The organism is Vallicoccus soli (assembly GCF_003594885.1).
GTDB lineage: Bacteria > Actinomycetota > Actinomycetes > Motilibacterales > Motilibacteraceae > Vallicoccus > Vallicoccus soli.
In genome coordinates, this window is record NZ_QZEZ01000001.1 from 26,838 (window position 1) to 38,783 (window position 11,946).

Annotated in this window: 14 protein-coding genes; 6 read left to right on the top strand and 8 right to left on the bottom strand. The window is 77.1% G+C overall.

Going from position 1 to position 11,946, the window contains the following annotated elements; genetic code table 11:
* Positions 1-14 precede the first annotated feature (14 nt).
* From D5H78_RS00145 to D5H78_RS00160, 4 genes are read left to right on the top strand one after another with little or no spacing between them, the layout of a single operon-like run.
* On the top strand, positions 15-455 hold the full coding sequence (locus tag D5H78_RS00145) for a roadblock/LC7 domain-containing protein (RefSeq protein WP_119948400.1): 441 nt from the start codon (positions 15-17) through the stop codon (positions 453-455).
* Positions 452-865: a DUF742 domain-containing protein gene (locus D5H78_RS00150; RefSeq protein WP_165865531.1), complete on the top strand. Its 414-nt coding sequence runs from the start codon at positions 452-454 to the stop codon at positions 863-865. The genes D5H78_RS00145 and D5H78_RS00150 overlap by 4 nt, the downstream gene beginning before the upstream one ends.
* The gene (locus D5H78_RS00155) at positions 846-1,424 is read left to right on the top strand and encodes a GTP-binding protein (protein ID WP_119948401.1); all 579 of its coding nucleotides are present in this window, start codon (positions 846-848) and stop codon (positions 1,422-1,424) included. The genes D5H78_RS00150 and D5H78_RS00155 overlap by 20 nt, the downstream gene beginning before the upstream one ends.
* A gap of 58 nt (positions 1,425-1,482) precedes the next feature.
* On the top strand, positions 1,483-1,989 hold the full coding sequence (locus tag D5H78_RS00160) for a 2'-5' RNA ligase family protein (protein ID WP_119948402.1): 507 nt from the start codon (positions 1,483-1,485) through the stop codon (positions 1,987-1,989).
* A 40-nt stretch (positions 1,990-2,029) separates the two neighbouring features.
* Here D5H78_RS00160 and D5H78_RS00165 read toward each other — a convergent pair whose 3' ends face one another.
* The 5 genes from D5H78_RS00165 to D5H78_RS00185 all read right to left on the bottom strand — a co-directional run bounded on the left by D5H78_RS00165 (position 2,030) and on the right by D5H78_RS00185 (position 5,382).
* A complete protein-coding gene (locus tag D5H78_RS00165; RefSeq protein WP_119948403.1) occupies positions 2,030-2,752 on the bottom strand; it encodes a DsbA family oxidoreductase in 723 nt (240 codons plus the stop codon).
* A 70-nt stretch (positions 2,753-2,822) separates the two neighbouring features.
* Entirely contained in the window at positions 2,823-3,401 is a 579-nt protein-coding gene (gene mobA, locus D5H78_RS00170) for a molybdenum cofactor guanylyltransferase (RefSeq protein WP_218566062.1), read from the bottom strand.
* 22 nt (positions 3,402-3,423) lie between these two features.
* Positions 3,424-3,792, bottom strand: coding sequence for a DUF3037 domain-containing protein (locus D5H78_RS00175; RefSeq protein WP_119949221.1), 369 nt, complete (start codon positions 3,790-3,792; stop codon positions 3,424-3,426).
* A gap of 16 nt (positions 3,793-3,808) precedes the next feature.
* On the bottom strand, positions 3,809-4,582 hold the full coding sequence (locus D5H78_RS00180) for a HipA family kinase (protein ID WP_119948404.1): 774 nt from the start codon (positions 4,580-4,582) through the stop codon (positions 3,809-3,811).
* Positions 4,579-5,382, bottom strand: a complete 804-nt coding sequence (locus tag D5H78_RS00185; RefSeq protein ID WP_119948405.1) for an enoyl-CoA hydratase-related protein — start codon at positions 5,380-5,382, stop codon at positions 4,579-4,581. The genes D5H78_RS00180 and D5H78_RS00185 overlap by 4 nt, the downstream gene beginning before the upstream one ends.
* Before the next feature lie 108 nt (positions 5,383-5,490).
* Between D5H78_RS00185 and D5H78_RS00190 the strand changes: the two genes are divergently transcribed.
* On the top strand, positions 5,491-6,063 hold the full coding sequence (locus D5H78_RS00190; RefSeq protein ID WP_133411966.1) for an Lsr2 family DNA-binding protein: 573 nt from the start codon (positions 5,491-5,493) through the stop codon (positions 6,061-6,063).
* Positions 6,064-6,594: 531 nt separating this feature from the next.
* Here the strand turns inward: D5H78_RS00190 and D5H78_RS00195 are convergent.
* Positions 6,595-7,770 carry an NAD(P)/FAD-dependent oxidoreductase gene (locus D5H78_RS00195; protein ID WP_218566064.1) on the bottom strand — a complete coding sequence of 392 codons (1,176 nt, stop codon included), beginning with the start codon at positions 7,768-7,770 and terminating at the stop codon, positions 6,595-6,597.
* A gap of 4 nt (positions 7,771-7,774) precedes the next feature.
* Complete coding sequence (locus tag D5H78_RS00200; protein WP_119949223.1) at positions 7,775-9,385, bottom strand: BCCT family transporter; 1,611 nt, start codon at positions 9,383-9,385, stop codon at positions 7,775-7,777.
* Positions 9,386-9,477: 92 nt separating this feature from the next.
* On the opposite strand from D5H78_RS00200, the gene D5H78_RS00205 reads away from it, so the two are divergent.
* On the top strand, positions 9,478-11,007 hold the full coding sequence (locus tag D5H78_RS00205; protein ID WP_119948407.1) for an APC family permease: 1,530 nt from the start codon (positions 9,478-9,480) through the stop codon (positions 11,005-11,007).
* Positions 11,008-11,020: 13 nt separating this feature from the next.
* Here D5H78_RS00205 and D5H78_RS00210 read toward each other — a convergent pair whose 3' ends face one another.
* Positions 11,021-11,899 (bottom strand): GNAT family N-acetyltransferase, encoded by an 879-nt coding sequence (locus D5H78_RS00210; protein ID WP_119948408.1) that lies wholly within the window; start codon positions 11,897-11,899, stop codon positions 11,021-11,023.
* Between the last annotated feature and the right edge of the window lie 47 nt (positions 11,900-11,946).

The window sequence follows — 11,946 nt, forward strand, 5'->3', positions numbered from 1 at the left end:
GAAGGACCCCTCGCATGAGCACCACCGCGCCCGACGCGGCCGGGTTCACCTGGCTGCTGCGCTCCTTCGTGCAGTCCGTCCCCGACGTGCGCCACGTCCTCGTCGTGTCGGCCGACGGCCTGCTCATGGCGATGTCGGACGGCCTGGACCGCACGTCCGGCGACCAGGTCGCCGCCATCGTGTCCGGCCTGTCGAGCCTGACCCGCGGCGCCGCGCGCCACCTCGGCGGCGGACGCGTCCTGCAGTGCGTCGTCGAGACCGACGGGCTGTTCCTCTTCACCACGAGCGTGGGCGACGGCTCCGTCGTCGCGGTGGTGGCCGACGCGCAGTGCGACGTGGGGCTCGTCGGCTACGAGATGACGCTGCTCGTCGAGCGGGCCGAGGCCGTGCTCACCCCGCAGCTCGTCGCCGCCGCGCGGGCGCGCCTGCCCCTCGACGCGCCGGTCGGGGCGTGAGCGTGGCGACCGTCCCGCCGGCCGAGGACGACGCGCCCACCGTCCGGCCGTACACCCTCACCGGGGGGCGCACCCGCACCCGCGCGGGGGAGCCGCCGCTCGCGCTCGAGGCCCTCGTCCGCGCGGTCCCGCCCGCGCCGGTCCCGCCCGCGGGTCCGGCGGCCGCGACCGGCACCACGACCCCGGAGGGCCGGGCGATCCTGCGCCGCTGCGCCGAGCGGTACCTCTCCGTCGCGGAGCTGTCCGCGCACCTCGCGCTGCCGCTCGGCGTCGTCCGGGTGCTCGTCGGCGACCTGCGCGACGCCGGCCGCGTCAGCGTGCAGGAGCCGGGTGCCGGGGCTGCCGGCGCCGGCGACCCGACCGACCCGCAGTTCCTCAGGAGCGTGCTCGATGGCCTCTCCACCCTCTGAGCACCGCCCGCCGGTCACCGCCAAGATCGTCGTCGCGGGGGGCTTCGCGGTCGGCAAGACGACGTTCATCGGCTCCATCTCCGACATCGAGCCGCTGCGCACCGAGGCGGCGATGACCGAGCACTCGCTCGGCGTGGACGACGCGGGCGGCGTCACCGACCGCAAGACGAGCACCACCGTCGCGATGGACTTCGGCCGCATCGCCCTGCCCGGGCACCTCTGGCTGTACCTCTTCGGCACCCCGGGCCAGGACCGCTTCGTCTTCATGTGGGACGACCTCGTCCGCGGCGCCATCGGCGCGGTCGTCCTCGTGGACACGACCCGGCTCGAGCAGTGCTTCGCGGCGGTGGACTACTTCGAGGAGCGCGGGCTGCCGTTCGTGGTCGCCGTGAACTGCTTCGACGGGATCGCCCGGCACGCTCTCGACGACGTGCGCGCGGCGCTGGGCGTCGGGGACGGCACGCCGGTGTTCTACGTCGACGCCCGCGACCGGCAGGCGACGAAGCAGGCGCTGCTCAGCGTCGTCTCCCACGCCATGGCGCGCCTGCGCGCCGCCTGAGGCCGGTGCGGCACCACGGGGAGGAGCGCCCCGCGAGGGCCTGCGTGACGATGGCCCGGTGAACGCGCCGGCGCCCCTCGTCCTCACCCTCGCCCTCGACGACGAGGACCAGGAGCGCTTCGACGCGCTGCGGCGCGCCCACTTCCCGCCCGAGCGCAACCACCTCGCCGCGCACGTCACGCTCTTCCACGCCCTGCCCGGGGAGCGGCTGGAGCAGGTGCGGGAGGAGGTCGCGGAGGCGGCCCGGCGCGCGCCGTTCGCCGTGCGCGTGGTCCGGGTGCGCTCGCTCGGGCGCGGGGTCGCGTACGACCTCGACGCGCCCGAGCTCACCGCGCTGCGCCGCGGCCTCGCGGACGCGTGGGCACCGTGGCTCACCCGCCAGGACGCGTCGTGGTCGCGCGCCCACGTCACCGTGCAGAACAAGGTGGAGCCCGAGCGGGCGCGGGCGCTGCTCGAGGAGCTGTCCGCGGGGTTCGGCCCGTGGACGGTACGGGCCGCCGGGCTCGCCCTGTGGCACTACCGCGGCGGGCCGTGGGAGGCGGCGGGGCGCTACCCGTTCGGGTGAGCCCGGCCCTGCTGCCCGGCCCTGCTGCCCCCGCCGGGCGTCAGCAGCCCTCGGGGCCGCAGGCCTCGCCGGCGCCCGGGGCGCCGACGGCGTCGAGCACGGTGATGCGGTGACCCTCGGCCCACGCCTGGCGCAGCGCCTGCAGGAGCAGGTCGGCCGGCTGGGCCCCGGAGACGCCGTACCGCCGATCGACGACGAAGAAGGGCACGCCGGTGATGCCGAGCGCGGCGGCCTCGGCCTCGTCCGCCCGTACGGCCTCGGCGTGGTCCTGGCGCTCGAGCGCGCCGCGCACCTCGTCGGCGTCGAGACCGGCCTCGGCGGCGAGCCGCACCAGCACCTCGCGGTCGCCGACCGCCTCGCCCTCGGTGAAGTACCCGCGCAGCAGCCGCTCCTTCACCGCGTCCTGCAGGCCGCGGTCCGCGGCGAGGTGCAGCACCTGGTGGGCGTCGAACGTGCCGGCGCGCACGGCGCGGTCGAAGCGCAGGTCGAGGCCCTCGGCGGCGGCCTGGTCGACCATCGTCGCGATCATCTGCCCGGCGCGCTCCCGGGTGCCGCCGTACTTGCGGGCCAGCCGGTCGGCGTAGTCGTGGGGCCCGGGCTCGTGGCCGGCCGGGTCGGACACCGCGCCGGGGTCGAGCTCGAACGAGCGCCACACGACCTCGACCTCGTCGCGGTGCTCGAAGCGCGCCAGCGCCGCCTCGAACCGGCGCTTGCCGACGTAGCACCAGGGGCAGACGACGTCGGACCAGACCTCGACCTTCACGGCACGGCTCCTCGCTCGGGGGTACGCGCCGTGCAACGCCCCCGGCGCCCCGGATCGTCCGGGACGCCCGTCACAGCCGCTGGCGCACCTGCTCGACCTGGTCCCAGGTGTCGCAGTCGAGGCTCGCGCCGTTGTCGTCGGTCACCTTGACGAGGTCGAGACCGGTGACGGCCCGGCGCAGCGACGCGCTCGCCGGCAGCGGCGCCACGTTCGCGGCGAGGCGGTCGTGGTCGTACACCGCGAGGAGGAACTGCTCGTGCCGGCCGTCGCAGAGCACCGCGCCGTCGTGGCCCTCGGCGGCGGCGACGAGCCGCTCCACCGTCCCGCGGTCCACGAGCGGCACGTCCGCGGCGAGCACGACGACGCGGTCCGCGGTCGCGTACGCCAGGCCGTGGCGCAGCGCCGCGACGGGGCCGGCCCCCGGCGGGTTCTCCCGGACCCAGGTGACGCAGCGGTCCGTCGTGCGCGCGGGCCCGACGACGACGGTGTGCTCGGCCCCCTCGACCGCGTCGAGCACGCGGTCCAGCGCCGTGCGTCCGCCGAAGTCCAGGCCGGGCTTGTCCGCGCCGCCGAGGCGCTTGGCCGCGCCCCCGGCGAGGACGACGGCGTCGTACTCGACCATCTCGAGCTCCTCCTCGTCGTGCACCATCGAGCGTAGCTCCGCGGAGGGCTCAGCGGACGAGCGTCGCGAGGATCCGCTGCAGCTCGGCGGCAGGGTCGTGCGTCACACCCGTGTGCACCGGCGAGGGCTGCACCACGGCGCTGCGCGGCGCGGTCAGCCAGCGGAAGCGCTCGCCCATCGGCCGCCGGCCGTTGTCGCCGGCCGCGTCCGCGCCGGCGCACAGCGCCACGGCGGCATCGAGGTGCCGCCGGGCCAGCGCCAGGTCGAGCTGTGGGCCGAGCGCCGCGGCCCGCCCCTCGTCGAGGTGGGTCGCCGCGGCGAGGTAGTCGAGCGAGCGGCAGTAGACGACGGCCCCGGCGTTGACGAACTCCCCGCGCTCCACGCGCGGGACGAGCCGCAGCAGCGCCCACTCGTACATGTGGCGGGCGCTCCCCTCACCGGCGGGCGGCACGGGCGGCCTCCATCGCGGGGAGCCACGCCGCCGGCGCCGCGGCCCGGGCGCCGAGGACCTCGAGGTACGCCGCGCGCACGTCGTCCGGGCCGTCGAACCCCGGCTCGTCGGCCAGCCAGCCGTCCGGGACCTCGGAGAGCACGGCTGGCAGCACCTCGGGGACGCGCGGCGCGAGCGCGTCGTGCGCCTCCTGCAGCGGTCCGGCGCGGCCGAGGAGGACGTGCTCGGCGGCGGCGGGGTACGGGCGCCCCGCCGCCCGCTCGCGGGAGCGCCAGTCGTGGTGGAAGTAGAGGGACGCGCCGTGGTCGATGAGCCACAGGTCGCCGTGCCAGCGCAGGAGGTTGGGGTTGCGCCACGAGCGGTCGACGTTCTGCACGAGCCCGTCGAACCAGGCGACGCGGGCCGCCTCGTCGGCCGGCACCCGGTCGGCGACGGGGTCGAAGCCGAACGAGCCCGGCAGGTAGTCCATGCCGAGGTTGTGGCCGGGGCTCGCCCGCAGGAGGTCCTGCACCTCCTCGTCGGGCTCGCCGGGCGCGAAGGCCGGGTCGAGGTCGACGACGACGAGCTCGGGCACCCGCAGGCCGAGGGCGCGGGCGAGCTCGCCCGCGACGACCTCGGCCACGAGCGCCTTGCGGCCCTGCCCGGCGCCGCGGAACTTCACGACGTACGTCCCCAGGTCGTCGGCCTCGACGAGGCCGGGCAGCGAGCCGCCCTCGCGCAGCGGGGCGAGGTATCGGGTGGCGACGACGGTCCTCACGGGCGGCCGCCGGGCCGGTCGGGCGCGGCGAGGGGCGGGAAGTCCGGCGCGCGGCGCTCGCGGAGGGCGGCGAGGCCCTCCTGCAGGTCAGGCCAGGTGAGGGAGGTGCGCATGAGGGCGGCGGCGTCGCGCTGGGCGTCCTCGCGGCTGCGGGCGAGGTCGCCCCACACCTGGCGCTTCACGGCCTCCATGGAGCGCGGGGAGCTGCTGCGGGCGAGCCCCTGCGCGTACCCGACCGCCGTCGCGCGCGCGTCGTCGGCGAGCCGCTCGACGAGGCCGATGCGCTCGGCCTCCTCCGCGCCGACGGTGCGGGCGGACAGCAGCAGGTCGAGCGCCCGGGACGGGCCGACGAGGCGCGGCAGGAGCCAGCTCGTGCCGTACTCGGCGACGAGGCCCAGCCGGGCGAACGAGCTGGTGAAGGTCGCCGCCGGGCCGGCCACGCGCACGTCCGCGCCGAGGGCGATGACGAGGCCGAGGCCCGCGCAGGGGCCGTTCACCGCGGCGACGACGGGCTTGCGCAGCCGCGGCGGGAACACCGCGCCGTCCGGCGGGAAGTCGGCGTCGGACGTGCCGTCGGCGATGGCGGCGAGCAGCTGCAGGTCCGCACCGGCGCAGAACCCGCGGCCCGCTCCGGTGACCACGACGGCGCGGACCGCGGGGTCGGCGTCCGCGTCGCGCATGACCGCGAGGTAGGCCTCGCCCATCTCCTGCGTGACCGCGTTGAGCCGGTCCGGCCGGTTCAGCGTCACGACGGCGACGCCGGCGTCGACCTCGCTGAGGACCTGCGCGGTGCCGGGCACGCGCCGGAGGCTACCGGGCGGCTCCGCCGACGGCCCTCCCGCGGCGGCCCGCGCCCCTACGATGTGGCCCTGCTCGTCGCTGCCGTCCCGCACCCGAAGGGGCTCCCCGTGAGGCTCACCGTCGACTCGAACGACCCGCTCGCCGACGTCCTCGCCGTCGTCGGGGCGATGTACGGCGTCCGCCTCCAGGTCGCCGTCGACGACGCGGCCGACGGGACCGGCGCCGCTCCCGGCGGCGACGCCGGTGCGGGCGCCGGTGGCGTCGCGGGTGCCGAGGGCGGCGACGCCACGGCCGCGGTCGCCGAGCCCGCCGACGGTGACGGGGTCGTGGACGCGGGCCTCGACAGCGGCGCCGTCGCCGGTGACGGTGCTGCTGCCGGTGCTGCTGCCGGTGCTGCTGCCGGTGCGGAGGTGGAGGCCGCCGCTGCGACGGCCGGCGTCGAGCCGCTCGAGGAGGCGCCGTCGCGCCGCCGTCGGAGTGCCGGTGGCGGGCGTCGCCGCGCCGCCGCCGCGGACGCCCCGCGACGGGGTGGGCGCTCCACCACGCGGACCCGCCGCGCCCCCGCCCCCGTCGACACCCGCGTCGTCCGGGCCTGGGCGCGCGAGAACGGCCACGAGGTCAGCGCCAGGGGCCGCCTGTCGGCCGGCGTCATCGAGGCGTACCGGGCCGCGCAGGCCTGACGGCCGCGATGCCCGCGGGCTGAGTCGGCAACCGGTTTCCTGCCAGCCCTCGCCCGGCGAGCCTGCCTCGCCGCTCGGAACGGCGGCTCGTCGTCGAGGCCGGGCCACGAGCCGTGGGAGCGCTGGGGGCGGGTGGTGCCCAGCTCATCCTGCTCGCCGTCAGTCCTGCCGTGATCATGCTCCGATGGCGCGGGTGTGCCGCTGCCCTCGTCCTCGCCATCCCTGCATGATCGCGGCGGGGACGGGGGGCGGGCTGCTGCTGCTCGTGCTCCCGTGCCACCGTCCGGCCGGGTCCTGCTCGTTCGTCGCCTCGTCCACGGGCGGCCGGCGCCCCTCCCTCGACGCGATCGGCCAGCCGGCCCTGCGCCGGTCTACCGGCCGCTGCCTCGCTCGGCGTCCCGTTCCTCGTCGGTCAGCCCGCCGGCCCGTCAGCCCGCCGGCCCGCCGGCCCGCCGGCCTGTCAGCGCGCCAGCCCCGCCCGGCCCGGCCGGCCCGGCCAGCCCGGCCGGCCAGCCCGCCCCGCCCGGCCCGTCAGCCGGCGAGCACCGGCGGGCGCAGGGTGCGCCGGAGGCGGCCGAAGGTCCGGGGGAGGCCGACGGCGAGGGCGGCGACGGGGGCGCCGTCGGCGCGCCAGACGGCGGCGAAGGGGCGCTCGGCCAGGGAGCCCTCGACGACCTCGGGGGCGGCGCCGGGCGGGACGCGGCCGGCGAGCTGGAGGCGGGTGCCGTACTGGTCGCTCCACACGTACGGCGGGGCGGTGACGGCGGCGGGGGCGTCGCGTCCCAGGAGCGTGGCGGCGGCGACCTGCGCCTGCTCGACGGCGCTGGTCCAGTGCTCGAGGCGCAGGTGCGTGCCGGTCCAGCCGTGCACGGCGCGGGCGACGTCGCCGACCGCGAGCACCCCGGGGACGGCGGTGCGGCAGCGGGCGTCGCAGACGACGCCGTCGCGCAGCTCGACCCCGGAGCCGTGCAGCCAGTCCGTCGCCGGCACCACGCCGACGCCGACGACCACCACGTCCGCCGGCAGCTCCCTCCCGTCGGCGAGGACGACCGCGCAGACCCGCCCGCCGTCCGCCCGCAGGCCGGCCACGCCGTCGCCCGTGAGCAGCCGCGTGCCGTGGTCCTCGTGCAGGCGCGCGACGGCCGCGCCGACCTGCGGCCCCAGGCTGCCGGCGAGCGGCACCGCGAGCGCCTCGACGACCGTGACGTCCAGCCCGAGGCCCCGCGCGGTCGACGCGACCTCCGAGCCGATGAAGCCGGCGCCGACGACGACCACCCGGGGCGAGCCGGCGACGAGGTCGGCGCGCAGCGCCCGGGCGTCGTCGAGGGTGCGCAGCAGGTGCACGCCCGCCAGGCCCTCGCCGGCGGCGAGCCTGCGCGCGTGCGCACCGGTGGCGACGACGACCGCGTCGGACACGACCCGCTCGCCCGTCCCGAGGACCACCGCGCGGTCCGCGGGGTCCAGCCGCACCGCGCGCACGCCCCGCCGGACGTCGAGCGCGAGGTCCTCGCCGTCCTCGAGGAGGGCGAGGTCGTCCTCCTGCGCCTCCCCGGCGAGCAGCGCCTTGGACAGCGGCGGGCGGTCGTACGGGGCGTGGTCCTCCTCGCCGACGAGGAGGAGGCGCCCGTCGTACCCGCCCGCGCGCAGGGCCCGCGCGGTGGACAGGCCGGCGAGGCTGGACCCGACGACGGTGACGCTGCTCAGCACCCGGTCAGGGTGCCACCGGGTCCGCGCCGCGGCGCCGGGCCCCGTCCTCGGCCGCGGTGAGGTCGAGGGTGCGGGCGGCGGGGCGGCCGGGCCCGTCCGGGGGCTCGGGCCGGTGCCGGCGGCGCAGCTCCAGCACGAGCGAGACGCAGGTGCCGACCATGACGAGCATGAAGGGGAAGGCGGCGACGATGCACATGGTCTGCACGGCGCCGAGCCCTCCGGCGAGCAGCAGCACCCCCGCCACGAGCCCGGTGAGCACGCCCCAGAGGGCGACCACGGGGCGGGCCGGCTCGACGGAGCCGCGGCTGGACATCATGGCCAGCACGACCGCCGCCGCGTCGGCGCCGCTGACGAAGAACAGCGCGACGAGCACGACGACGAGCACCGAGGTGGCGGTGAACCAGGGCAGCTGCTGCAGGGTGGCGAAGAGGCCGGCCTCGGGGCTCTCGCCGACCGCGTCGCCGATGGCGGTGACGCCGTCGAGGGACAGGTCCAGGGCGGTGCCGCCGAGGACCGAGAACCAGACGAAGCTCACCAGGCTCGGCGCGAGGATCACGCCCAGCACGAACTCCCGCACCGTGCGGCCGCGGGAGATGCGCGCGATGAAGGCGCCCACGAAGGGCGTCCACGAGATCCACCACGCCCAGTAGAAGATCGTCCAGGAGCCCAGCCAGGCCGGGTCCGCGTTGGCGCCGGTCGTGGTGGCCATGCCGGGCAGCGCGGTGAGGTAGCCGCCGACGGACGAGGTGAACGTGTCGAGGATCGCGACGGTCGGGCCGACGGCGAGGACGAAGACCACGAGCAGCAGCGCGAGCACCATGTTGGTGCTGCTCAGCCACTGGATGCCCCGGTGCACGCCGGACAGCGCGGAGGCGAGGAAGGCGAGCGTCAGCACGCCGATGACCGCGACGGCGAGCGCGTCGGACGGGTCGACGCCCCACACGTAGTCGAGGCCGCTCGTGATCTGCAGGGCCCCCAGGCCGAGGGACGTGGCGCTGCCGAAGAGCGTCGCCACGATCGCGAGGACCTCGATCGCCCGCCCGGCGGTGCCGTCCACGCGGTCGCCGATCAGGGGGCGGAAGGTCTCGCTGATGAGCGGCTTGCCGCCGCGCCGGTAGCCGAAGTAGGCGAGGGCGAGGCCGACCACGGCGTACATCGCCCAGGGGTGGGCGGCCCAGTGGAAGTAGGACCACTCCATCGCGTCGAGGGCGGTCTCGCGGGTGCCGGGCTCGCCGCCGCCCGGCGGCGGCGCGAGGAGGTGCGAGACCGGCTCGCTGACCCCCCAGAACATGAGGCCGATGCCCATGCCGGCGCTGAACATCATGGCGATCCAGCTCGCGGTGCGGAACTCGGGCCGGGCGTCGGGCCCGCCGAGGCGCACGTGGCCGTACCGGGACGCGGCGAGCCAGACGGCCAGGACGAGGAAGCCCCCGCTGGCCAGGACGAAGGCCCAGTCGAGCGCGCCGGTGACGCGGGCCAGGGCGTCGCCCGACAGCTCCGAGAGGCTCTCCGGGGAGAGCACCCCCCAGAGCACGAAGAGCGTGACCACCCCCGCTGACACGAGGAGCACGGGGCGGTCCACGGAGGGTGCGTGTCGCTCACGCTGGGTGGACATGCGCAGCACATGACCCGTGCCGCGTGGTCCAAACGGACCGGTACGGCGCCGGCGCACGGCACGATGGGCCGCCGGACGACGAGGGGACGCGCATGACCAGCCGCACGGACGACGGGCTCGAGGGGTTCGGGTACCGCCAGCAGCTCGACCGGAGCATCGGCGGGTTCGCCAGCTTCGCCGCCGGGATCAGCTACATCTCGATCCTCACCGGCACCTTCCAGCTCTTCTACTTCGGCTGGGGCAGCGGCGGCCCCGCGTACGTCTGGTCGTGGCCGCTGGTCTTCCTCGGCCAGCTCATGGTCGCGCTCTGCTTCGCCGAGCTCGCCGGGCGCTACCCGGTGGCCGGGTCGGTCTACAACTGGGCCAAGCGGCTGGGCAGCGCGACGGTCTCGTGGATGGCCGGCTGGACGATGCTCACGGCCTCGGTCGTGACGATCGCGGCGGTGGCGCTGGCGTACCAGATCACGCTGCCGCAGATCTGGAGCGGCTTCCAGGTCTACGGCGACGGCACGGGGACGTACGACTCCGCGGCGAACGCCGTCGTCCTCGGCGGCGTCCTCATCCTCTTCACCACCGTCGTCAACGCCTTCGGCGTGCGCCTCATGACCCGCATCAACTCCGCCGGCGTGGTCATCGAGCTGGTCGCCGCGGTGCTGCTCGTGGTGCTGCTCGCGGTGAACCTCACGAACCCGCCGGACCTGCTGCTCGACACGCAGGGCACGGGGCAGGGCGTCCCGGGCGGCTACCTCGGCGCGTTCCTCGTGGCGGCGCTGGCGTCGGGCTACGTGATGTACGGCTTCGACACGGCCAGCTCCCTCGGGGAGGAGACGCGCGACCCGCGCCGCACGGCCCCGCGCGCGATCCTGCGGGCCATCACCGCCTCGTTCGTCCTCGGCGGCGGCATCCTCGTCCTCGGCATCCTCGCCGCGCCGGACCCGTCCGACCCGGCCCTGGGCAGCGGCACGGGCGGCCTGCAGGCGATCGTCCTGCAGTCGCTGGGCAGCGGGGTCGGCAAGGCCTTCCTCGTGTCGATCGTCGTCGCGATCACCGTCTGCTGCCTCGCGGTGCACACCGCCGCGATCCGCGTCGCCTTCGCCATGGCGCGCGACAACAACCTGCCCGCGAGCCGGGCGCTGGCCCGGGTGCACCCGCGCTTCCGCGCCCCGGTCGTGCCGGCCGTCGTCATCGGCGTCCTCGCGCTCGCGATCCTGCTCGTCAACGTGCGCCAGCCGCAGATCTTCACCGTCGTCACGAGCATCGCGGTGGCGATGATCTACATCGCGTACCTGCTCGTCACGGTGCCGATGCTGCGCGCCCGGCTGCGCGGGGACTGGCCCCCGCCGGGCGCCGGCTGGTTCTCCCTGGGGCGGTGGGGACTGCCGGTCAACGTCGTGGCGGTGCTGTGGGGCGCGGCGATGGCGACGAACCTGCTGTGGCCGCGGGCCGCGGTCTACAACGCGACGGCGCCGTACCACTGGTACCTGCGCTGGGGCGGGGTCATCGCGGTGGCGGCGATCCTCGGCGGCGGGCTGCTGCTCTACCGCGGCTACCAGCGCAAGCGCACCGGGGTCCTCGAGGCGCACCGCCTCGCCCCCGAGCCGGACGGGCTGGCGGGGGCCTAGCGGGGCAGCGCGCTCACAGGTCGCGCTGCACCTCGACGCTGCGGTGGGTGGGGACGTACCCGAGGCCCGCGTTGACCCGGCGCATCGCCTCGTTGGCGTCGGCGGTGTCGGCGAGGAGGCCGGCGAGCCCCGGGTGCTGCTCGCGCGCCGCGAGGGCGGCAGCGGCCTTCATCCACCGCGCCAGCCCGCGCCCGCGGTGCGCCGGCAGGACGGCGGTGCCGTAGTGCAGCGCGTCGCCGCGCCCGCCCGGCGGCGCGACGAGCTCGGTGAAGCCCACGACGTCGCCGCTCGCCTCCTCGACCGCGGCGACGGTGTGCAGGTGCTCGCCGCGGTCGGCGACGGCCTGCGCCACGGCGCGCACCCGGTCGACGTCCCACACCAGCCGGCCGAGGTCCGCGCCGTCGGTGGGCATGTCGTCCATGGCGCGCCGGGAGGCCGCGTACGTCCCCGCCAGGCCGTCGGGGACGGTGCCGCGCCAGTCGACGAGGCGGTAGCCGGGGTGCGCCCGTCCCGCCTCGGCGCGCAGGGCGCCCAGGTCGGCGGCGGCGAGGTCCAGGCGGACGTACGTCAGCGCGAGGACCTGCCGGAAGCCGTGCGCGGCGGCGAAGGCCTCGCCGCCGCTGCCGCCGACGACCTGCGCGAGCACCGAGCGCCGGCCGGCCCCGCGCGCGGTGCCGAGGGCGGCGTCGAGCAGGCGGGTGCCCGCGCCGCAGCGCCGCTCCGCGGGGTGCACGTGCAGGTCCAGCTCGGCCAGGTGCCCCTGCCCCGGCCCGTCCGGCAGCCGCAGCCGGGCGACGCCGACGGGCCGCCCGTCGGGGGCGGTGGCGAGCCAGACGGCGCGCCGCCCGCCCGCGGCCGCGGGGTCCAGGAGCTCGGTCAGCCGGAGGTCCATGCCGCGGACGCTAGACGCAAACGGGTGGCCGCGCGTGCGCCCCGCAG